At 49.3% G+C, this 20,354-nt stretch carries 15 protein-coding genes and 1 other RNA gene; 5 read left to right on the top strand and 11 right to left on the bottom strand.

What is annotated here, in order from left to right; translation table 11 throughout:
* Positions 1–135: 135 nt before the first annotated feature.
* The 3 genes from Q2J39_RS01695 to gpmA all read left to right on the top strand — a co-directional run bounded on the left by Q2J39_RS01695 (position 136) and on the right by gpmA (position 3,113).
* Positions 136–1,161, top strand: coding sequence for an N-acetylmuramoyl-L-alanine amidase (locus tag Q2J39_RS01695; protein ID WP_288338964.1), 1,026 nt, complete (start codon positions 136–138; stop codon positions 1,159–1,161).
* Between the two features lie 119 nt (positions 1,162–1,280).
* Positions 1,281–2,204, top strand: coding sequence for an N-acetylmuramoyl-L-alanine amidase (locus Q2J39_RS01690; protein ID WP_288338965.1), 924 nt, complete (start codon positions 1,281–1,283; stop codon positions 2,202–2,204).
* 162 nt (positions 2,205–2,366) lie between these two features.
* Positions 2,367–3,113 (top strand): 2,3-diphosphoglycerate-dependent phosphoglycerate mutase, encoded by a 747-nt coding sequence (gpmA, locus tag Q2J39_RS01685; RefSeq protein ID WP_288338966.1) that lies wholly within the window; start codon positions 2,367–2,369, stop codon positions 3,111–3,113.
* A 115-nt stretch (positions 3,114–3,228) separates the two neighbouring features.
* Here gpmA and Q2J39_RS01680 read toward each other — a convergent pair whose 3' ends face one another.
* The 5 genes from Q2J39_RS01680 to mutS form a co-directional block, all read right to left on the bottom strand.
* Entirely contained in the window at positions 3,229–4,575 is a 1,347-nt protein-coding gene (locus tag Q2J39_RS01680) for a hemolysin family protein (protein ID WP_230266950.1), read from the bottom strand.
* A gap of 184 nt (positions 4,576–4,759) precedes the next feature.
* Positions 4,760–5,500: a tRNA threonylcarbamoyladenosine dehydratase gene (locus tag Q2J39_RS01675; RefSeq protein ID WP_288338967.1), complete on the bottom strand. Its 741-nt coding sequence runs from the start codon at positions 5,498–5,500 to the stop codon at positions 4,760–4,762.
* Positions 5,478–6,452, bottom strand: a complete 975-nt coding sequence (gene miaA, locus Q2J39_RS01670; RefSeq protein ID WP_230266998.1) for a tRNA (adenosine(37)-N6)-dimethylallyltransferase MiaA — start codon at positions 6,450–6,452, stop codon at positions 5,478–5,480. The genes Q2J39_RS01675 and miaA overlap by 23 nt, the downstream gene beginning before the upstream one ends.
* Positions 6,445–8,646 carry a DNA mismatch repair endonuclease MutL gene (gene mutL / locus Q2J39_RS01665; RefSeq protein WP_288338968.1) on the bottom strand — a complete coding sequence of 734 codons (2,202 nt, stop codon included), beginning with the start codon at positions 8,644–8,646 and terminating at the stop codon, positions 6,445–6,447. Before mutL ends, miaA begins: the two co-directional genes overlap by 8 nt.
* Before the next feature lie 178 nt (positions 8,647–8,824).
* A complete protein-coding gene (mutS, locus tag Q2J39_RS01660) occupies positions 8,825–11,359 on the bottom strand; it encodes a DNA mismatch repair protein MutS (protein ID WP_288338969.1) in 2,535 nt (844 codons plus the stop codon).
* Between the two features lie 305 nt (positions 11,360–11,664).
* Here mutS and Q2J39_RS01655 point away from each other — a divergent pair, with 305 nt between their 5' ends.
* Entirely contained in the window at positions 11,665–13,044 is a 1,380-nt protein-coding gene (locus Q2J39_RS01655; protein WP_230266954.1) for an FtsW/RodA/SpoVE family cell cycle protein, read from the top strand.
* Positions 13,045–13,172: 128 nt separating this feature from the next.
* Here Q2J39_RS01655 and Q2J39_RS01650 read toward each other — a convergent pair whose 3' ends face one another.
* Positions 13,173–13,958, bottom strand: coding sequence for an NAD(+) kinase (locus tag Q2J39_RS01650; protein WP_230266955.1), 786 nt, complete (start codon positions 13,956–13,958; stop codon positions 13,173–13,175).
* Positions 13,959–14,010: 52 nt separating this feature from the next.
* On the opposite strand from Q2J39_RS01650, the gene Q2J39_RS01645 reads away from it, so the two are divergent.
* Positions 14,011–14,562, top strand: a complete 552-nt coding sequence (locus Q2J39_RS01645; RefSeq protein ID WP_288338970.1) for a CYTH domain-containing protein — start codon at positions 14,011–14,013, stop codon at positions 14,560–14,562.
* Here the strand turns inward: Q2J39_RS01645 and Q2J39_RS01640 are convergent.
* The 5 genes from Q2J39_RS01640 to ffs all read right to left on the bottom strand — a co-directional run bounded on the left by Q2J39_RS01640 (position 14,554) and on the right by ffs (position 20,187).
* Positions 14,554–15,228 carry a hypothetical protein gene (locus Q2J39_RS01640; RefSeq protein WP_230266957.1) on the bottom strand — a complete coding sequence of 225 codons (675 nt, stop codon included), beginning with the start codon at positions 15,226–15,228 and terminating at the stop codon, positions 14,554–14,556. The two genes, Q2J39_RS01645 and Q2J39_RS01640, sit on opposite strands and share 9 nt — an antisense overlap.
* A gap of 1,206 nt (positions 15,229–16,434) precedes the next feature.
* Positions 16,435–17,025: a recombination mediator RecR gene (gene recR / locus Q2J39_RS01635; RefSeq protein WP_288338971.1), complete on the bottom strand. Its 591-nt coding sequence runs from the start codon at positions 17,023–17,025 to the stop codon at positions 16,435–16,437.
* A gap of 468 nt (positions 17,026–17,493) precedes the next feature.
* Positions 17,494–19,242, bottom strand: a complete 1,749-nt coding sequence (dnaX, locus tag Q2J39_RS01630) for a DNA polymerase III subunit gamma/tau (protein ID WP_288338972.1) — start codon at positions 19,240–19,242, stop codon at positions 17,494–17,496.
* Positions 19,243–19,247: 5 nt separating this feature from the next.
* Positions 19,248–19,988: a tRNA adenosine(34) deaminase TadA gene (gene tadA, locus Q2J39_RS01625; RefSeq protein ID WP_353887465.1), complete on the bottom strand. Its 741-nt coding sequence runs from the start codon at positions 19,986–19,988 to the stop codon at positions 19,248–19,250.
* 101 nt (positions 19,989–20,089) lie between these two features.
* Positions 20,090–20,187, bottom strand: an RNA gene (gene ffs, locus Q2J39_RS01620) — signal recognition particle sRNA small type.
* Positions 20,188–20,354: the final 167 nt, after the last annotated feature.

Below are 20,354 nucleotides of genomic sequence, written 5' to 3'. Positions count from 1 at the left end.
TGTTTTCAAATCGGAATCTGTCGGACGATGTGATAGAATTACGTATCGCGCGGCGGACGTCGACGGACGCCATCCATTGATATCCGCCATGAATAACGATCGTCTGCGCAAAGACCGGGAAAGGAGGAAGGCCGTATGGCAAAACAGAAACTGAAACTCAAACGTTCCGCGGCCGCCGTCCTGTACGGACTCGGTCTGCTTGCGGTAACGACCGCTTTATACGCGCTGTTCCCTTCCGCCTTTGAAAACGGCAAGAATGCACAGACGTCTTTCACAACTGCCGCCCTCGCCCAGAGTCCGCAAAACGCAGACGCGGCTTCTTCCAGTTCCTCGAGCGATCGTTCGAGCGCTCAGGCGTTGGAAGGTTTATCCTCTGCAGAGACGGAAGTCTCCGCTTCATCGGATTCTGCCGATGCGGCTTCGACGCAGACGGGAAGCGAAACGAGCGAGACCCTCGAAGAAACCGCCAGAAAAGCGGCCGCTTCTTCCAAAGACGATTACGGCTTTGCGATTCGTGAAGCCGACGGTCAGAATGCGAAAACCATTCTGATTGACGCCGGTCACGGCGGATCGGATCTTGGCGACGGCGCCAAAGACGGCAGTCAGGAAAAAAATATCGTTCTCGACTACGCGAAAAAGCTCAAAGCCCATCTTGAAAAGCAGAATCCCGATCTTCACGTTGTCCTCACCCGTGAAGACGATACCCGTTTAGGCAGCAACAACTGGAACGATACGGCCGCCCGCATCCAGAAGCAGGAAGACGTGCAGGCCGATTACGTAATTTCTCTGCATGCGCACGCCAGCGATGACCCTTCCGCCAGCGGCTTTCAGATCATCCTCAACGATGACGATGACATGGCTAAGGATCTCGCCAGCCGGATCGTCGAAAACTTCGCGACGGTTTCCTGGCTCCCCGATCGCGGTATTGTCTTTACCCGCGACTATCCCCTGCAGATGATTTCCATGTCCAATGCGCACGCGATTGAACTCGATCTCGGACTGTTAAGCTCGGATACCGATCTTTCGTATCTTAAGGATTCCGCCCGCCTGGAACAGTCCGCCGCAGCAGCCGCTGCTGCCATTTCCGATACGATTCTCTACAACCCGGGCGCACCGGGCTACGCATCCAGACAGAAGCAGAATGCGGCCTCTCGATCCTGAACCCGACAGGATCGGTGATCAATTTTTGTTTTTTCCTGTCTTTCATCTTTTCTTTTGAACTCTTCAGAATCCCGCTTCCTGCGCGGATTTCTGTCTTTTGATTTTTAAAGGAGGTATACATGCCATCCCCTTCCCCAAAAAAGCAGTGCAAAGGCAAAAATAAGGCCGCGCATGCTGGACTGTATTTCGCGCTCCTGCTCTGCCTTTCCATCGTTCTTTATTCCACGCTGTTTACCCGGGCCTATTCCCCCGTCCAGCAGCCTCCTGAACCGAAAACTTCCAAGACTTCCCAGTCGCAGACATCCAGCACCCAGACGTCGGTCGCGTCGACCGAACCGACCCCGCCGACGTATAAAACGTATCCGGATACCGGAGAAAAAGTGGCTACCGTTCTCATCGATGCCGGTCATGGCGGCGTAGACGGCGGCAAAACGACCGATAACGGCACGCTGGAAAAAGATCTGAACCTGGCGATCGCCATGAAAATGGGTCAGTATCTCGAACAGCTGAATCCTCAGATCGAAGTTAAATACATCCGTCAGGACGACAATGTGTTCTGGGGCGATGTCGAATCCGATGACCTCAATTACCGTCTTGCCCAGCAATGGGAACAGGACGCGGATTATTACATCTCCCTTCACTGCAATTCCTTTGCGGATCCTTCCGTCGAAGGCACGATCTTCTTCATCAACCCCGACGACTCGATTACCCGCGCGCTGACGGATAAAATGCACGAATATCTCAGCGCGATCGGCTGGGCGCAGAACTACCAGACGATCGACGATCAGCTTTTGCAGCTGGTGACCATGTCCGATATTCATTCGATGCTGATCGAGCTGGCGTACATGTCCAATCCGGACGATCTTGCCAAGCTCAACAGCGAAGAAAAGCAGGACGAAGTGGCCGAAGCGCTCGCCGCTGCCGTTTCGGATTACATCATGGAAAATCCGGACGCCCCGCAGTACCAGAACCAGCGCTACCATCACGGTCAGCTCATTGAAAAAAAGGATTCTGCCAGCTCTTCTTCCGCCGCGGCTCAGTAAACCGTTCTGCTTCTGATCTTTCCGTCTTTCCATCTTGTCTTTTCCAGACTCTGTCCGCTCGACAGAGTCTGTTTTTTTCTGGCATCCGATTGGATTGGATCGATCCAATCTGCTACTCTTCGATTAGACTAAACTAACAATCAAAGAAAGGAGAGTCTGGATATGAAAAAACTTGTGCTGCTTCGCCATGGCGAAAGCGAATGGAACCGGAAAAACCGCTTTACCGGATGGACGGATGTGGATCTGTCCGAAAAAGGGCATGAAGAGGCAAAAGAAGCCGGCCGTCTGCTCAAAGAGGAAGGCATCGTTCTCGACCGGGCCTACACCTCGTATTTGAAACGGGCCATTCACACGCTCAATCACGTGCTCGATGAACTGGATGAAAACTATATTCCCGTCGAAAAGACGTGGAAACTCAACGAACGGCATTATGGGGCACTCCAGGGACTGAACAAAGCCGGCACCGCCCGCAAATACGGAGACGAACAGGTTCTCATATGGCGGCGTTCTTTTGACGGGCTGCCGCCCGTTCTGGATCCAGAAGATCCAAGAGCGCCGCAAAACCAGCCCCACCACGCCAAAATTCCGGCCGATGAACTGCCGCTGGCTGAATCGCTCAAGACGACCATTGAACGCGTCGTTCCGTACTATCTGGAACATATTGAACCGAAAATTCGCGACGGAGAGACCGTCATCATAGCCGCCCATGGCAATTCCCTTCGCGCGCTCGTGAAGTATCTGGACGGAATCGGCGATGAAGAAATCGTCAAGCTAAACATTCCGACCGGCGTACCGCTCGTCTATGAATTCGACGACGATATGAACGTCCTGCGCCATTACTATCTGGGCGACGCGAAACAAATCAAAGCCAAAATGCAGGCGGTAGCCAATCAGGGAAAAGCGCACTGATTTTCGGTCGGATTCCGCTTTGGAATCCGACCATGAAAAAAAGACCATTTGTATGATATATAAAGTTCAGATGGTCTTTTTATTCTTGGAAAAATACGCTTAATCGCCAGTCGGATTATTTCTGCTTTTTCCGATCCGTTTCGCCGGATTTTTCCTGGGAAGGTTCGGGTTTGGCTTCTTCTTTTGAAGCGCTCTTTTCTTCGGTCTGCGCGTTGGGATCCTGAATCATGAGCATGACTTCTTCGATTCGGTTTTTGTGCAGGGACGTTACGCGGACACTGAGTCCGTCATCAAGCTGGACGAGTTCGCCAAGCGTCGGGAATCGGCCGAGCTTTTCAATGAGCAGGCCGCCGATCGAATCGTAGTCTTCACTGTCCAGATGCAGCGACAGCGCATCGTTAAGATCGTGCAGGGAAAGATAGCCGCGCACTTTGTAGCGGCCAGGACCGACCTGAATGATGTTTTCATTTTCCGAAGCGTCGAATTCGTCCTGCACTTCGCCGACGATTTCCTCAATGATGTCTTCGACCGTCAGAATGCCGGCCAGTTCGCCGTACTCGTCGAGCACGATCGTCATGTTGTACTGGTCTTTCTGCATTTCTTCAAGAAGCTCGTTAATGCCCTTGTTTTCAATCGTGAAATACGGCTTGCGAAGCATTTTCTTGAGATCAAACGGTTCATCGGGATCGTGGAAAATAAGATCTTTCATGTTGAGGATGCCGATAATGTTGTCCGGATTGTCCTCATACACCGGGATTCGCGTAAAGTGGTCGCGATCGTAAATCTGCTTGAGCTCCTGGCTGGTGATGCTCGAAGGAACGGACGTCACATGGACGCGGGGGACCATGATTTCGCGCGCCTTGGCATCAGTAAACTCAAACACGTTGCGGATCATATCGCGCTCGTCTGCTTCAATAACGCCTTCTTCATGCGATACATCCAGAATGGTGTGGAGTTCGCTTTCGGTAATCTGGGCGTTTTTCTGACTGCCCTTTACGCCGAACATGCGCAGGATCAGACCGGAGAAAATGTTGATGAACCAGATGACCGGCGTGAGAATCTGCATGAGAAAGCGGATAATCGGCGCGTACATCAGCGCGAACTTTTCCGAGCTGATCGTCGCCAGCGTTTTCGGGGTGATCTCGCCAAAGACCAGGATCAGAAACGTGATCAGAAAGGTCGCGATCGACACGGCGTAGCCGCCGAATCGATAGGCGATCATGGACGACAGAGAGGCCAGGAACGTATTGACGAGGTTGTTTCCGATCAGAATTGCCGACAGCATTTTCGGCTCGTTTTCAAAAATCTGAAGCAGTATTTTCGCCCGTCGGTTGCCCTGATCCGCAAGCGTACGGATGCGGATGCGTGAAACAGCGACTAGCGAGGTTTCCGCCGAGGAGAAAAAAGCGGACAGAAGCAGGAGAACAACTAGCAGAATAATTTGGATTGTCAGTTCGTTCATTCAGTTTTAGGTTTCCTTTCCTTCCTTTGGGGAAGTCATTTTTTATCTGGGGATGAAGCAAAGAAGATGAAACGATTGTATTGGTTTGATCTTGTTTTTTGAATTTACTTTTTTGTGCGTTTGCCTGTTTATGGCCATGCACACGTACGATCTCTCAGACCGGGAAATCCATGGATAATCGGATTTACTCGCCCATCGAAGCGGCAGGTTCTTTTTCTGCCTTCGGGAGCGCCTTTTTCTGCAGATCGCTGACGCAGCGCGACGCCATGAGAATGCCGGCGGTTGACGGTACAAAAATCGAAGAAGGCAGCGGTTCGCCTTGTGGCATGGCCATCGGAATTTCCTTCGAGCAGACGGTCATGATCTTGCCGCGAATCCGGCTCTTGCGCTTCCACAGGCGAAGAATTTTCGCCATGGGATCGCCGGCCGTCTTTTCCAGTTCCACGAGTTCCACTTTGGACGGGTCAAGACGTCTGGCCATGCCCATGCTGGAAATGAGCGGAATTTTTTCGCGCAGGCAGAAACGGATCAGGTCCTTTTTGGAGCCGATGGAATCAATGCAGTCGAGCACATAGTCCGGGTTCTGTTCGAGGAGCTGTTCGTCCATGTTTTCGTCGTACCAGCCAGTAAAGAGAACGACCTCGCAGCCCGGATTGATCTGCGCGATCCGCGCTTTCCAGACGTCGGTCTTATACTGGCCGATCGTGCTTTGCAGGGCGCAGAGCTGGCGGTTGATGTTCGTTTCTTCCACTACGTCCTTATCGATGAGCACAAGTCTGCCCACGCCGCTGCGCGCGAGCGATTCAATCGCAAAGGAACCGACTCCGCCGCATCCGGCGACGATCACGCAGGCGTTTTTCAGGGCGTCCAGCCCTTCTTTTCCGTAAAGCAGGGATGCCCGCTTAAATGGATTTGTCTTTTCCATACCAGTCCTCCAGCGCATCGAAGATTGCCTGCTTATTGGCCGGATCAAACCAGTGCACCGGCATCTGGTGATTAAACCAGGTCATCTGCCGTCTCGCGTACTGCCGCGTATGCACCTTGATCTGCTCTCGAATGGACTGAAGCATCGTTTCGCTTTCCGCTTCGGTCAGCTTTTTTGTACTCTGTCCGTTTTCATCGTCTTCCAGACGCTTGAGCCACGGCGCAAATTCCTTGTACCCGATGGCCTGAAAGCTGTTATACGTGCGGCTTTTCTCGGAAAGAAAGAGTGCACGTACTTCGTCTGCAAGTCCGGCATCAAACATCTGATCGACGCGGCGGTCGATGCGTTCAATTTCCAGGGCGCGGTCCGCTTTGAGACCGACCATATATACATCATAAATCGGCTCATGTTTCTGCCCGTTTTCACGCATGGATTTTGTTTTTCCCGAGCGGGCCATGAAAGCGGCGCGAAGCAGACGCTTGCGATTGTTGATGTGAATTTTTTCCAGGGCCTGCGGATCGAGTTCCTGCAAAAGCGCGTACAGTTCTTCGTTCGTTTTCGTCTCGAGCTCAGCCGTCAGTTTCTGATCTTCTTCGCTTTCCGATTCGTCTTCAAATTCGTAGTCGTAAAGCGCGGCTTTGACGTACAGTCCCGTTCCCCCGCAAAGAATCGGCACTTTGCCTTTTGCGCAGATTTCTTCAATTTTCTGACGGCAGAGCGTCTGGAACTTGCGGACATTCCAGGGCGTATCGATGTCTTCGATATCGATCAGAGAATGGGGAATGCCTTCCATTTCCTGAGGCGTAATTTTTGCGGTGCCGATATCCATGCCTTTGTACACCTGCATCGAATCCGCCGAAATGATTTCTCCATTGAGCCGTCGGGCCGCTTCAATCGCAATGGAGCTTTTTCCGGAAGCCGTCGGTCCGACGATTGCGATCACCTTATGCACGTTCAAACTCCCTGGCCAGCTGCTTCAGTGTCAGCCGGATAATCGTCGGGCGGCCATGCGGGCAATGATACGGCTGGCGGCAGTGTTTCATGTCTTCAATGACTTTTTTCATTTCCTCCATCGAAAGCCGGTGGTTAAAGCGGATGGAAGAATGGCAGGCAATCGTCGCGATCATATGACGACGGAGTTCCTGCATGTTCACATCCTTGTGGGAGGCAAACCAGACGAGCAGATCATCGACAAATTTTTCCGCGTTCATGTTCGTCATCCAGCCCGGAATTTCGCGCAGAACCAGCGACCTATTGAGCACGTCGAAGTGCAGTCCGTAACGGCCGACGCTTTCGTTGAGCGTATCGACCATTGCGATCAGCGACGCCGGAACGGTTTTGGAAATGGGAAGAATCAGCGGCTGCATGTAGGGAGAAGGCTGTTCAAAGGAGTCGGCAATCTTTTCAAAGTTGGCGCGCTCCTGGGCCGCATGCTGGTCGATAATGACGAGTCCTTCGTCGTCTTCGCAGACGATGTAGGAATCCTTAAGCTGGCCGATAATGCGCAGCGTATCCAGATAGCCAATGCCGCGGGCGTCCTGACGGGCTGCCCATTCGGCAGGATCCGCAGTTCCCTGCGGATAGTCAGGCGTCGTACGCTCCTGCACAGGACGGCCTGAAGCCGCACTTTCTTCCGGACGATGGGCAGAGGCGTTTTCGGCTCTTTCCTCCCCAGAATTCAAAAGTGTTTTTTCACCAGCAGAGACCGAAGTCTGTGAAACGGGATTTTGCACAGGAGAAAGATCTTCTCCGGCTGGATTCTGGGGATTCACCGGAGCGGTCTGAGCGGGCATGTCGCTGGCGGTCAGATCGGAAAGTTTTTTCTGCGCCTGATTGAGAAAGGACGAATTGAGAAAGGCAAGCTCTGCATCTGCCGATGCTTTGGTGCCGGAGCGCTGCGGGGCTTCTTCTCTGGAAGCTGCCGTGGCGGCTGATTGGCCCTTTGAATCGGTGCGCGGCGGAACCGCTCCGGCCGGATAGCCAAACGGTGCGGAAGGCTTTCGATCCATACGGGGCGCACCGGATCCGGCGGGATACGCAGATGCAGCCGGCTTTCCGTAGTCGCGCACGCGGTTTTCCTGGACTACCATCGTTCCGGGAAGGGGCTCCATGGAATACGTTTCCTTTTGGTGCACAGCCGGATTCTGAATCTCGGGCGCCTGAATTTTTTCTTCAAACAGCGACTGAATCGTCGTTTTGATCAGATCAGCCAGATATTCTTCCTTGGAAATCCGCACTTCCAGCTTGTTTGGATGCACGTTGACATCGACGAGCTGAAAATCCGTTTCGATATTCAGGAAGCAGACCGGATAGCGCTCCCTGGGCAGGAATTCGCGATAGCCTTCGACAATCGCGTTGACAATCGGCCAGGAACGAATCGTACGGCCGTTCAGGCAAAGGTAAATATAGGATTTGGACGCACGGTTGACGGACGGCTGGAGCGCGTAGCCGCTGATTTTGAAGTCGGGACTGGATGCTTCAAACGCTTCGGCTTTGCTGGCAGCGTCGCGGCCAAACATCTGAAAGAGAATTTCAAGACGGTTGGATTTGCCGGTCGTCTGAAAAATCAGACGATTGTCATGGCGCAGCGTAAAGCGGACTTCCGGATGGGCGAGCGCGATTTTATTGACCGCATCCGCAATGACCGCGAATTCATAGTTCGGCTTTTTCAAATATTTAAAACGGGCTGGCGTATGCAAAAACAGACCGCGCACTTCGATTCGCGTTCCCTGGGGTACGTCCGCGTGTTCATGCAAAATCAGTTCGCCGTAGTCAAAGACAATGCGCGTACCGCCATGGACATCGGCGGTCGTCATGCTGACGCGGGCAACCGAAGCGATCGAAGGGAGCGCCTCGCCGCGAAAGCCCATAGTGGAGATGGAAAACAGTTCATCTTCGCTCTGGATCTTGGACGTGGCATGTCTCTCAAACGCCATGCGGGCATCATCAAAGCTCATGCCGCAGCCGTTATCGGTCACGATGACGCCATCGATGCCGCCCTGGAAGACTTCAATATCAATGGAGTCCGCACCGGCATCGAGCGCGTTTTCCACGCATTCCTTGACGATATTCACCGGCCGGTCGACGACTTCGCCAGCCGCAATCATATTGGTCAGCTGCTCATCGAGTACATGAATAATTCCCATGTCCCTTCCCTCCTTCTCGGGTTTCTGTCTGTATTTCTATTGGTTTCGATTTATAAAATCGTGTGTTTCTCCATTTCAGGTAAAAAAGCAGCCGGTCCGGAATCGCAGACCGGCTTGCGTAAATTGTAAGGCCAGAACAGCGGATCAAATTTCCCTGTCTGAAGCGGAAAATTGGAAATCAGCTCAGCTTGTCGGCTTCCTGCTTGAGGCGATACAAAATGTCGAGCGCTTCTTTGGCCGAGAGACTGTCGGGATCGATTTTCTGAATTTTTTCGATCAGCGCCATGCGGTCCAGATCTTCCGGATCCATCACAAAGAGACTGGATGGAATATTGGAGGCCGGCGAATCGGCTTCAAATTCGTGGAGCAGATCGTCCGCCCGGTTGATGACAATTTTCGGCAGACCGGCCAGCTTCGCGACATGAATACCATAGGATTTGTCCGCTTTGCCCTCGACAATGCGGTACAGGAATTCGATTTTGCCTTTGTTTTCGCGCACGTCAACGTGGACATTGCGCAGATTATCGATCGTTTCTTCGAGTTCCGTCAGTTCGTGATAATGGGTGGAAAACAGCGTTTTCGCGCCGATGGCGCCGCTGAGATATTCCAGCATCGCCCGGGCAAGCGCCATGCCATCGTACGTGGCGGTACCGCGGCCGATTTCGTCAAACAGAATCAGCGAGTTTTTCGTGGCGTGGCGCAGTGCGTTATTGGCTTCCATCATTTCCGTCATGAACGTCGACTTGCCCTGAAGCAGGTCGTCGCTGGCGCCAATGCGGGTAAAGATGCGGTCAAAAACCGGCAGCTTGGCTTTTCTGGCCGGAACGAAACTTCCGATCTGCGCCATAATCACAATCAGCGCGTTCTGGCGCAGCCAGGTCGATTTACCGCCCATGTTCGGACCGGTAATCAGGCAGATGTCGCAGTTTTCATCCATAGTCCAGTTGTTGGAGACAAAGGAAGGCATGCGCTCATCGAGAATCGGATGACGGCCCTCGACGATTTCCACGCTGCGCGTCTGGGTAAATTCCGGACGTTCATAGCCTTGCATCGCCGCCAGATCAGCCAGCGAGACGAGAACATCGATCAGACTGAGCGCCTTGGACAGCTGATGCAGATCCGCCAGTCTGGATTTGATCGTTTCCAGCAGGCGGGAAAACAGTTCTTCTTCCAGAACGATTTTCCGCTCCTGCGCGTTCAGAATCTTATCTTCGAGCTGTTTCAGTTCATCAAAGGTAAAACGGGCACTGTTGGCCAGTGTCTGTTTCTGGGTATAGCCAAGATCCGGCGTAATCTGCGAAAGCTGGCTGTTTCGAACTTCGACATAATAGCCGAATACCCGGTTGTAGCCGATTTTCAGATTTTTAATGCCTGTCCGCTCGCGTTCTCTCGCTTCGAGTTCCATTAACGCCTCGTCACTGGACGTGACCAGACGGCGCACCTCATCGAGTTCGGCGTCGTAGCCGTCCGCAATATAGTTGCCGTCCTTGGTGGACAGAGGCGGTTCGGCCACAATGGCGTCCTTGATCTGCATGTAGAGATCCTGACAGTTGTCGACTTCCTGAATCATCGGAAAGCTGTCGAGGCACGAAGCCAGATCGAGAATCGGCGCCGCGTGTTCAAGCGAGGCACTCAGCTGCAAAACGTCTCGAGGCGAAGCGCTGCGATAGCTAATGCGCGCTGCCAGACGTTCGAGGTCGTAAATGAAGGAAAGATGATCCTGTAAAGACGCGCGGATCAGAAACTGATCGAGCAGCGTCTGTACGGCATCCTGACGGGCCGTAATTTCTCCGACCGAAAGGAGCGGGGCTTCAATCCATTCGCGCAGCAGGCGGCCGCCCTGCGCGCTTTTTGTATGATCCATGAATTCCCATAAGGAAGTGGCTTTGGAAGAGGAAGAACTCGAACGGGTCAGTTCGAGATGCATGCGGGTTTCTGAATCGAGAATCATGCAGGCTTCCGGAAAGAGAGGGGTCATCTTCATCAGATGGTCCGCGTGCTGCATGGACGTCGCCTGCAGGTAGCCGGTCAGCAGGGAGAGCGCCTGTTCGATCAGCTTGTCCGGATACGGAATCAGGCTTTCATCAAACGGTGTGAGCGGCGCCGGCGATCCGATGGAAAACGTCAGATCCTCATCGGCTTTCAGCGCGGCCTGCCACGTTTTATCGAGCTTTCGGGAGGCGACGACTTCCTTGACCTGCAGTTCATTGAGAAGGGAGCGAACGGCGGTAATGGATTTTTCCATTTGCGTAAAGCGCAGCTCGCCTGTCGACAGTTCGCAAAGCAGAACGAGAATATGAAGGTGATCGGAAGCGAGAACCGCCAGATAGTTCAGAGAGCGCTTGGAGTTTTCTTCTTCGAGCAGCGTTCCCGGCGTCACAATCTGAATGATTCCACGTTCCACAAGGCCCTTGGCTTCTTTTGGATCTTCGAGCTGTTCGCAGATCGCGACTTTATAGCCCTTTTTTACCAGACGGGTAATATAGGATTTTGCTGCGCGAAACGGCACGCCGCACATCGGTGCCTTTTCCGCGCCGGCGGAGCGTCCGGTTAAAACGAGATCCAGTTCCCGGGAAACCGTTTTGGCATCGTCAAAAAACATTTCATAAAAATCGCCGAGACGATACATCAGGATCGCATCGGGATTTTCTTCTTTGAGCTGCAGGTAATGCTGCATCATGGGGGTATATTTTGATTTATCGATCTTATCCATATTCGTTATCTGTCTTCTCTGTTCCTTGCACTCGAATCATCGACGGCTTTCCTGTCGGTTCTGACCTGGCCGGATGGAAGGATCAGGTCCTTTTCTTTAAAGCGTTCGAGTATTTTTCCATGCGCGAAATGTTTCGCATTCATTTTTAGGTTTCGCGTTTTTGGTCTTTCGCATTATTATAGCAAACCGTACAAGTCCCCCTGCAGGCTCCCACTTCCAGCCCGGTTTTGTCTCTTTTTGGAGGGGCCATGCGATCGGTGCGGGTATGGTATACTGAATCACAACTTAAGGAAGGAGGAGATTTTTTGAAACAGAATATTCAAATTGGAAAACGAACGTTTTCTCTGGATTTCGGCTTTATTTTCATCCTTCTCGTCCTGTTCTTTACGAGCTGCTTTGCACTGTATAACGCCTTCAACCTGATCCGGACCGGATCTGGCGAATCCTATTTGCGCCGGCAGATTCTGTGGTACACAGTCGGGTTTGCGACGATGTATCTGATCACCCGCATTACCAATAAAAAGGTCATGGAATATTTGCCCATGGCTTACAAAATACTGCTTGGCATTCTGTTTTATCTGCTGGCTTCCAAGCTTCTGTTTCGCTTTACCTCGCATTCCCTGCCCTTTGCGAGTGCCGTCAACGGCGCCTATTCCTGGCTCCAGCTGCCGGGCATCGGTTCCTTTCAGGCTTCGGAGTTCATGAAAGTCGTTCTGATTCTGAAAACCTCGCAAATCATATCTTCCTTTCAGGCGGAACATCCAAATCCAACGGTGAAGGATGATATGAAAATGTTCATGGAAATTCTTCACTGGGCTCTGCTTCCGATGATTCTGATTCTTCTCGAACCGGATACCGGCGTCTTCATCATTATCGGCTTCACTCTGCTCGTTCTTCTGCTCTGCTCTGGCATTCGGAAAATGTACATCTGGATCGCGCTGGGCTTTGTAGCCGTTCTTCTTGGCGGCTTTTTCCTGCTTTATTTCTTTAATCCGGATTTCCTTTCCTCGGTCTTCTCTTCCTATCAGATTCGAAGAATTGACGCGTGGCTGTATCCGGAACGCAATATGCTGGGATCGAGCAACCAGCTATATACCGCCCTGCTCTCTTTAGGATCCGCCGGTCTGACCGGGCATGGTCTGCAGGCTTCCATCATTTCGATTCCGGAAGCGCACACCGACTTTATTTTCGCAGCATTCGGCCAGTGCTTCGGCCTGGCGGGAACGACGTATATCCTGTTCGTCTGCATGTGGCTCGATCTGTACCTTTGCAAAATGGCCTACAATTCCAAAGTGCCGTTTAACCGGCTCGTCATGATTGGCGCGATTGCCATGCTGCTGTATCAGCAGATCCAGAATCTGGGCATGATCGTCGGCCTTGTTCCGATTACCGGCATTACCCTGCCGCTCATTTCCTACGGCGGATCGTCCACGCTTTCCTACTTCATTCTGTTTGGCGTCATTCTCAATATGTCGCCGCGATCGAAGAAGACCATTCGCTTCCGCCGCTATTCCTGGAAGACAATCAGCCAGAAAATTCAGAAAGGAACGCGCCGTTTTATCGACCAACTTCGTCAGCCGGATCCCGAACATCCGCACGCCGCTGAAAAAGATCGAAAGAACCGTAACGATTCCGATCGCCAACAGCGCCGTTACCGCGCGCATGAATCCGAAATTCGTGTCTGAACTTCTTCATCGGACTGTCCGAATGAACAATTGGAACGAACAGCCGGAATGAATAGCTGAAATGAAAAGCTGAAACAAGAAAAAGAAAGACTGAGAATCTCAGCCGGTCTGCGAAAACCATTTGCAGATCAGAAGAGGTTTCTCAGTCTTTTTAAATACGAATAAGGACGAAGTCTGGCAAATCGGACGCTTTGCACAGAAAGCCGGATTTCTACCCAGTCGATATCGGTGAGTTTGGGCGTTTCGAAATAGTCGCAGCAAAGAATGGATTCTTCCAGCGACTTCCCTTTCAGCGTGACAACCCGGTTTTTATTCATGATGTAAGGAGAGACAAAGGAATGGTGATTGGCATGACTGACGGGCATGATCTGCGTAATTTCCAGAACATCCAGTCCGTTTTCTACAACCGCACCGCCAAGAGAGCGGTTGGCGCCGCTGCTTCCCGCCTGCGTCGATACGCAGATGCCGCAGCTGTTGGTCGTTTCAAAAAACTCTCCGTCGATCAGAACATCAAAGCGAACGGTACTTAAAAAAGAGCCGATTCGAATTTCATTGAGCCCTCGAAAGATGCGCCCATCCGAAAGGCAGGCTTCGATCATCGGATACTTTTCAATGACAGAACCGTTTTGATCGAGTTCGCGCAGATCGGCAAGAAAACTGTCGATCTCATCTTTTGTGTAATCGGTAAAAAAGCCTAATGTACCGGTATGAATGGCGGTAAACAGAAGATGATCAAGCTGTTCCTTATACTTCTGAATCGCGCGCAGGATCGTTCCGTCTCCGCCGATGCAAATGCAAAGATCGGGATGGTCCGCGTCGAGAATCCAGTGGAGATCTTCCAGTATTATCTGTTCAAGATCCGCTTTAAGTTTTCTGGAATACCCGTCAAAACGGGAAAAAACAGTGAACTTCAATTCAATATCTCCTTGGGTTCTTTGATTGTATCATGGTGAAAGGAGGCTCCTTATGTCCGATCAAGAACGAGAACTGAAAGTGCTTTTAACAAAAGAAAATTATGAAAAGCTTTGTACTCTGATTCCCTGCGATGAGCAGAGACTTCAGATCAATACGTATTACGACACACCCGATCAGGCGCTCAAGGCGCGCGGATTTGCCTGCCGAATCCGTGAAACGCAAGGAAAATACAATCTGACGATCAAAAAACCGCTGGACTCCATTACGAAATATGAATATGAAAAGGAAGTCAGCGCGCCGACTGTCAGTGAGCTCGATCCGGAAGATCGCAGCTGGATGCTGGAAAAAATCGGTCTGGGCGATATTGAGCTGCATCCCTTTGTAACTTTTGAAACCATTCGCCGGATTACCCAGCTGGAAAATGCAGAACTTTCTCTGGATGAAACCCATTTTCCAAAGCATACGGATTATGAAATTGAATATGAATACAGAAAAGACCATGATGGGATTTCCGTTTTCAATCAGATTCTTGAAAGAGCTGGTCTCCAGTATGAAAAAAACTGCATGAGCAAGCTCGCCCGTGCAGTTCAGGATTTATTTTAAAGAAAATTTATGTGTCAAACGATAGAAGAAGGATTTCGAATTGTATTCTTCTTCTTTTTTTCTGTAGTCTTCTTTCGTCTTTTCGAGTTCTTCCTTCGATTTTCGAAGATCTTCCATTTCGGATTTCAGCTGCCGCTCGGCTTCTTCTGTTTTCGACTTCGTTTCCTGTAATTTCTGATTTTCAGATTCCAGATCCGAAATTTTTGTTTCATGTTCTTCAATCAGTTTTGCCTGATCATCGAGCATGGTCTTCTGTTCGGAAATCGTATCTTCGTTTGATTTCTGTTCGAGAAGGTAGGTCTGCCTCGCTTTATCCATTTCGAGCTTCAGCCGTTCCTGATAAAGCATTTCCAGATTGGCGATTGTTTTATCTTTTTCGTCCAGAATCGCATTCAGTTTTTCAATTTCCATACGGAGTTCCGATTCTACGGCCGAAACTTCGTGCTTTTCCTTTCGAAAATACGTGGAAAGGACTTCTACGCCGTCCGCTTTAATCGTAATTCGCCTGGTTTTTGGATTTTTATACTTCCATCCAGCATCTGGATAGTTACGAACTAGTTTAGCGACGGCTTTATCCACTGTATTTCTCGATTTTCCGAAATGCGCGCAGATCTGAGCAATATCCATATCGTAATAGACGTCAATTGGGGAATGATCATCTGCCATGGGGTTCACCGCCTTTCCAGAGTTCGCAAAAAACTTTTTTCTTTACGATCTCTGGTTCAGATAGTGCAGAAGACCGTACGCATGGGCGATTATAGCACAATCATTTTGAAAACAAGAAGAAATATGAAATACGGATGAATTTCATATCCAAGTCCATTTTACACGCTACAATGCGTATCGGAAATTGAAGAACTCTTCTAAAGTAAAAGAGATTGAATGAAAACAAACTCAATTTTCATCAACCAATTTATAGGAAATCCTATTGTGAAAAAATAAGGTAGAGGAATGAGAATATGATAATCGTATCAAGACATATTCCAGGGAAAACTTGCACGACAGGAAAGTTTTTGTTTCGTATGAATATTCATAAATTCAAATTCTTTGGAAGAAAGTCCAAGCGAGTACACGGAATTGAAAACCTCCGTTTTCATATGAATGAGAAATATTGTTATTTTGGTCTCCGCTAAAATCCATAAAATTCATATTGAAATCAGATATCATCGTATTCCAATAATAGGAATTTCAGAAATAGATTTCATATAGCATGTGATCGATCTGATTTTTGGATAACTGTTCAGATATTTAGCGAAATATCAAAGAAGAAACAATTTGGAAAGAAATAGGATATTCAGATTTGCTCTTCCGTTCCTTTCTTTCTTTTTATGAATTTCCGATATTTGATTTCGCTCATTCCTACTTTCTATCCTATTCTCTTTTTCCAATTTCAGATTTTCATATTCTCTGGAAAATTTCTTTTCTCCCTCTGATCTGCCTTTTCATATTTCTGGAATTTTTTTGCTGCAAGAATTTCTGATATTCATAAATTCTGATTTTCTGTCTTTCATCTGCTTTTTTCATTTATTTCCTTCTCATATGATTGCTCAGGTTTAATGAAATCTGGCTTTTTTGCTTTATTTCCGATCGTATGATCATTCAGATTTGATACCTGCTGCATGGAATCCTTCATTTTCCTCTATTTCCCTGTTCCTATGAAAAAAGCAGGGGATTCACTCTGGTTAGTCCAGGTGATCCCCTGCTTTTCTTATCTTAGATATGAATTGACCAATTTCGCTGAAATTCCCGTTTCTTTTCCTTCTTCTAGAATATGAATTTCCCAAAACGTAAGTTTTATGAATAGGATTATTCCTATTTATGTAGGAATTCCATATGAATAATGTTTTTAATCGGATTTTCGTATAGGAATGATCAGATATCGTCCTTTTTACGTCCATCAAAGGCTTTTGCGATCGTTTTTGCATCCGCATAGTCGAGTTTTCCGCCAAATGGAATGCCGGAGGCCAGTTTGGTGACCAGAACTCGATCTGAAAGCAGACGGCTCAAATAAAGCGAAGTCGTTTCTCCATCCTGCGTAGGATCGAGTGCGAGGATGACTTCTTCCGTTTCATCAGTGATCCGATCTTCCAGCGCATCAATATTCAGCTGATCGGGCAGAATTCCTTTCTGAATATTTATGGTTCCGTGTAAAACGTGGTACACACCGTTGTATTCGTTAATACTTTCGATTGCGTACAGATCTTTCTCATTCTGAACGACGCAGATCTGGTGATGATTGCGATCTGAATTTTCACAGATTTCGCAGATTTCTCCTTCTGTAAGATTTCCGCAGATTTTGCAGTGCTTCAGATTGGCTGCATTCTTAAATGCCTGAATCATCTGTTCTTTCTGGTCTTCATCCCAGCCAAGAATCGCAAACGCCATTCTCTCGGCACTTTTCATACCAACACCGGGCAGTTTATGAAGTTCCAGAATCAGATTCTCAAAGCTGACTGGATACATAGTTCCTCCTTGTTCCTGTTTATCTGATTTTCGGATGATCGTAAGAAATCGGCTGGGAAACTGATTTTTAGCCGCGTTCTTCAATCGGTCTGTTATTTCTCGTCGATCGGATTTTCCGATACACCAGACTATTTGTTCTTTTCATTTCTGTTGCTGTTGCAGACGGATTCCTAACGGATCCCATCGGCTTGTCGTTTTGATTTTTTGTTACTAACAGAGCAGGGAACAGTGACCTGATTTTTCTCAGCTGCTGTGCCGGTTTTTTCTCTCTGTTTTGATCCAAACGTTCCGCATTTATGATTTTCCGATCTGATTTCTTCTTTTCAAGGTCCAGAAAAGGCTGTGTTATGTCTTTTCAAAGCTTTTAGAAGAGCAGATCGGATCATAATCTGATTTTTACAGTGTGCTCAGACGCTCTATAAGGCGTTATGCGCCATTTGAGGCGATTTATGACCACTCAGCAGGGAATTAGTCGTCCTGGACAACCAGGTCCGGGAAACGGGCCTTTAAAGATTCCTCAAGGGATTCTTCCGGTTCGGAACTGGCCAGGGAGACTTCGATTTTCGCCGGTTCTGGCAGCGTCTTCTCCTTGGATCGCTTAACGAATGTCTGCAGAAGAGTCACTCGATCGTTTTCTGCGAGCGAAAACAGCTTTTTCGGATGGCCCAGCCACTGATTGGTAAATTCTTCAAAGCCATCTTCATTCTGAAGAGCATTGATATGATCTCGTTCCAGCATATGCGGTGCACTTACCAGCATGTACGTCTCGGCTGAGGCAACGATCTTAGAACCCTTCAGTGCGTTCGCAAATTTGCCCCAATCCACGTCTTCAAAGTATTTCGGAAGATCATTCATATGACCTTCATCTTCCGATCGGATCGTTTTCGAAGCGCCGACGAGCAGAGAAAGAAGAAAATCTTCCTCTAATCTGAATTCAGATTTCGGATTTTTCTCTTTTCCCATTGTTTCACGTGAAACATCAGAATTCCAAAAAAGCATGGCCAGGTCGGATTTCTTACTTACCTTAGGGCTTTTTGCAGGTTTCACCGGAGCAGGAATGGGATTTTCCGTTTTTTGTAAGATTTGGCCTGCAGCCATATGTGGCTGATCATGTGATTGACGATTGGATACTGCAGAAGCGGACTGTACGGAAAATGCGGATTTCAGCAGGGCCGTCTCAATGTAGTCGAGCATATTGGATGCATAGCCGAGCTTGTTATAGACGTTCATCAGCTCGTTAAGCATCTGAATTCGTTTCCAACTGGGAACTGGGGAAAGCGACTTCTTAATGACTTCTTTTTTTCGTTCCGAAAGAAGGGAAGTCCCGCTAGCCAGATCATAGATCAGGGAATCCTTGAGCAGACCGATCAGATCGGCTGTGAAACGCTTAAGATTAAAGCCGCGTGCTTCAATATCTTCCACGAAGGCAATCGTTTCTGAAGCCTGTTCCGGATTGAGCTGTTCAATGATCTTGCCGAGTTCCTCGGTCTGAACAACACCATAAATCTCGCGGACAGCTTCCAGTGTCAGATGATCAGGTTCATAGGCAGCGCACTGGTCGAGAATCGACAGAGCGTCACGCATACCGCCGCTCGCCAGTTCGGAAATCAGTTCCAGAGCATCCTCATCCGCTTCAATCTGTTCGGATTTGCAGACATCCTGGAGTCGATGCAGGATATCTTTCTCGCTGACCTGGGAAAAATCATATCGCTGGCAGCGGGAGAGAATTGTAGCCAGAACCTTATTCGGTTCGGTTGTCGCAAAGATGAAAATCACATGTTCAGGCGGTTCTTCGATGGTTTTAAGCAGAGCGTTAAAAGCTGCTGCGGTCATCATATGAACCTCGTCAATAATGTAGACTTTGTATTTTCCTAAAAGCGGGGCATAGCCGACACGTTCAATCAGATCGCGGACATCATCAACGCCGTTGTTGGAGGCGGCATCAATTTCCACAATATCGGGATGGGAACCGTTCAGAGATTCCCGGCAGTTTTCGCATTCCATGCAGGGTTTGTGTTCTCCCGTACAGTTCAGCGTACGTGCGAAGATTTTCGCGATCGACGTTTTACCGGTTCCGCGCGGTCCGCAGAACAGATAGGCGTGAGCGATACGATCTTTCTCCACCGCGTTTTTCAGCGTCTGGACTATGTGTTTCTGGCCTACCACTTCGTCAAAAGAAGCCGGTCTGTATTTTCGATATAGAGCCTGATAGGACATTCAGATCACTCCTTTCCTTGACGATCGGCCATCGGCCATTGATCGGACTGTGATTTGGGATTTTCAGATTTCGTATGCATATCCATTTCTGCCTTGAGATCCGGATCGGATTTTAAAATCGGATCGATCCGTTTTCTGTCCTCGGCAGAATTCAGGACAGGCAAATAAACAAAGATGGAAGAGTCTCCATCCAGGACGTTCTCTGACCTACTTTCATCTCTTCGAACGTCTGGCTCAGAAGGCAGTGCATTTTGTCTGGCCAGAGCCTTCAGTTTCTTCTTTTCCTCTCTTCGTCTGCGAAAGAAATTCTTGAGGATCGTCGAACATTCTTCTTCCAGAATACCCCCGGTCCATTCGGGATGGTGATTCCACTGAGGGACTTCAAAGAGGGAAACGACCGAATCCACGGCGCCGGCTTTCGGATCTTTCGCACCGTAATATACGTGAGCGATTCTGGACTGAATGATGGCCCCGGAACACATCACGCACGGCTCGAGGGTGACATACAGCGAACAGTTTTCCAGCCGCCAGGAATGAAGCTTTCGACACGCAGAGGCAATCGCCATGAGTTCGGCGTGTTCGGTCACACTCTGTCTTTTCTCACGTCGATTGTATCCGCGGCCAATGATCGTACCGTTCTCATCGACGACGATGGCTCCGACAGGTACTTCATTTTCCGTTTCCGCTTTACGGGCAAGCCGTAAAGCTTTTTTCATCATCTTTTCTTCTGGGCTCAATCTGTTCATGTGTTCATGATACCAAAAGGACTCCATGCCAAAGGAATGACTTTCCCAAAAGAGGGGCAGACAAAAAAGGCAGACCCCAATGAAACTGGGATCCGCCAAACGAACACAAAAAAACTACTGCACATAACAGAGCCAGCACGGTGCTGCTTCGTTCCCGACCTGACACGGTTAGCAGGATGCTATTGCAGTAGCTCAATAAGAATAGCAAATTCAAAGGCGATTTGGCAACTGAATTGTTTATCAATCTCCTAGGACCAGACGCTGGTTGGGCGTGACGATCTGCCGGATGCCGCCAGGTTTTAAGGACAGCCCTTTGGCTTCCGGGCGGCAAGTTTGATCCTCTGAAAATACGTTTGAAATTCCTTT

The organism is uncultured Allobaculum sp. (genome assembly GCF_948576815.1).
In the GTDB taxonomy this organism is placed as follows: Bacteria; Bacillota_I; Bacilli_A; order Erysipelotrichales; family Erysipelotrichaceae; genus Allobaculum; species Allobaculum fili.
Note: the sequence above shows the minus strand (reverse complement) of the source record. Positions and strands in the feature narration are given on the sequence as shown.

What these genes read in the sequence shown, in the direction of transcription:
- recR (WP_288338971.1), bottom strand. Translation starts at nt 17,025, where the DNA reads ATGTATCCAGTCAGCTTTGAGAATCTGATTCTGGAACTTCATAAACTG.
- tadA (WP_353887465.1), bottom strand. Translation starts at nt 19,988, where the DNA reads ATGAACAGATTGAGCCCAGAAGAAAAGATGATGAAAAAAGCTTTACGG.
- dnaX (WP_288338972.1), bottom strand. Translation starts at nt 19,242, where the DNA reads ATGTCCTATCAGGCTCTATATCGAAAATACAGACCGGCTTCTTTTGAC.
- mutL (WP_288338968.1), bottom strand. Translation starts at nt 8,646, where the DNA reads ATGGGAATTATTCATGTACTCGATGAGCAGCTGACCAATATGATTGCG.
- Q2J39_RS01675 (WP_288338967.1), bottom strand. Translation starts at nt 5,500, where the DNA reads ATGGAAAAGACAAATCCATTTAAGCGGGCATCCCTGCTTTACGGAAAA.
- Q2J39_RS01690 (WP_288338965.1), top strand. Translation starts at nt 1,281, where the DNA reads ATGCCATCCCCTTCCCCAAAAAAGCAGTGCAAAGGCAAAAATAAGGCC.
- Q2J39_RS01695 (WP_288338964.1), top strand. Translation starts at nt 136, where the DNA reads ATGGCAAAACAGAAACTGAAACTCAAACGTTCCGCGGCCGCCGTCCTG.
- Q2J39_RS01680 (WP_230266950.1), bottom strand. Translation starts at nt 4,575, where the DNA reads ATGAACGAACTGACAATCCAAATTATTCTGCTAGTTGTTCTCCTGCTT.
- Q2J39_RS01645 (WP_288338970.1), top strand. Translation starts at nt 14,011, where the DNA reads ATGTCCGATCAAGAACGAGAACTGAAAGTGCTTTTAACAAAAGAAAAT.
- mutS (WP_288338969.1), bottom strand. Translation starts at nt 11,359, where the DNA reads ATGGATAAGATCGATAAATCAAAATATACCCCCATGATGCAGCATTAC.
- gpmA (WP_288338966.1), top strand. Translation starts at nt 2,367, where the DNA reads ATGAAAAAACTTGTGCTGCTTCGCCATGGCGAAAGCGAATGGAACCGG.
- Q2J39_RS01640 (WP_230266957.1), bottom strand. Translation starts at nt 15,228, where the DNA reads ATGGCAGATGATCATTCCCCAATTGACGTCTATTACGATATGGATATT.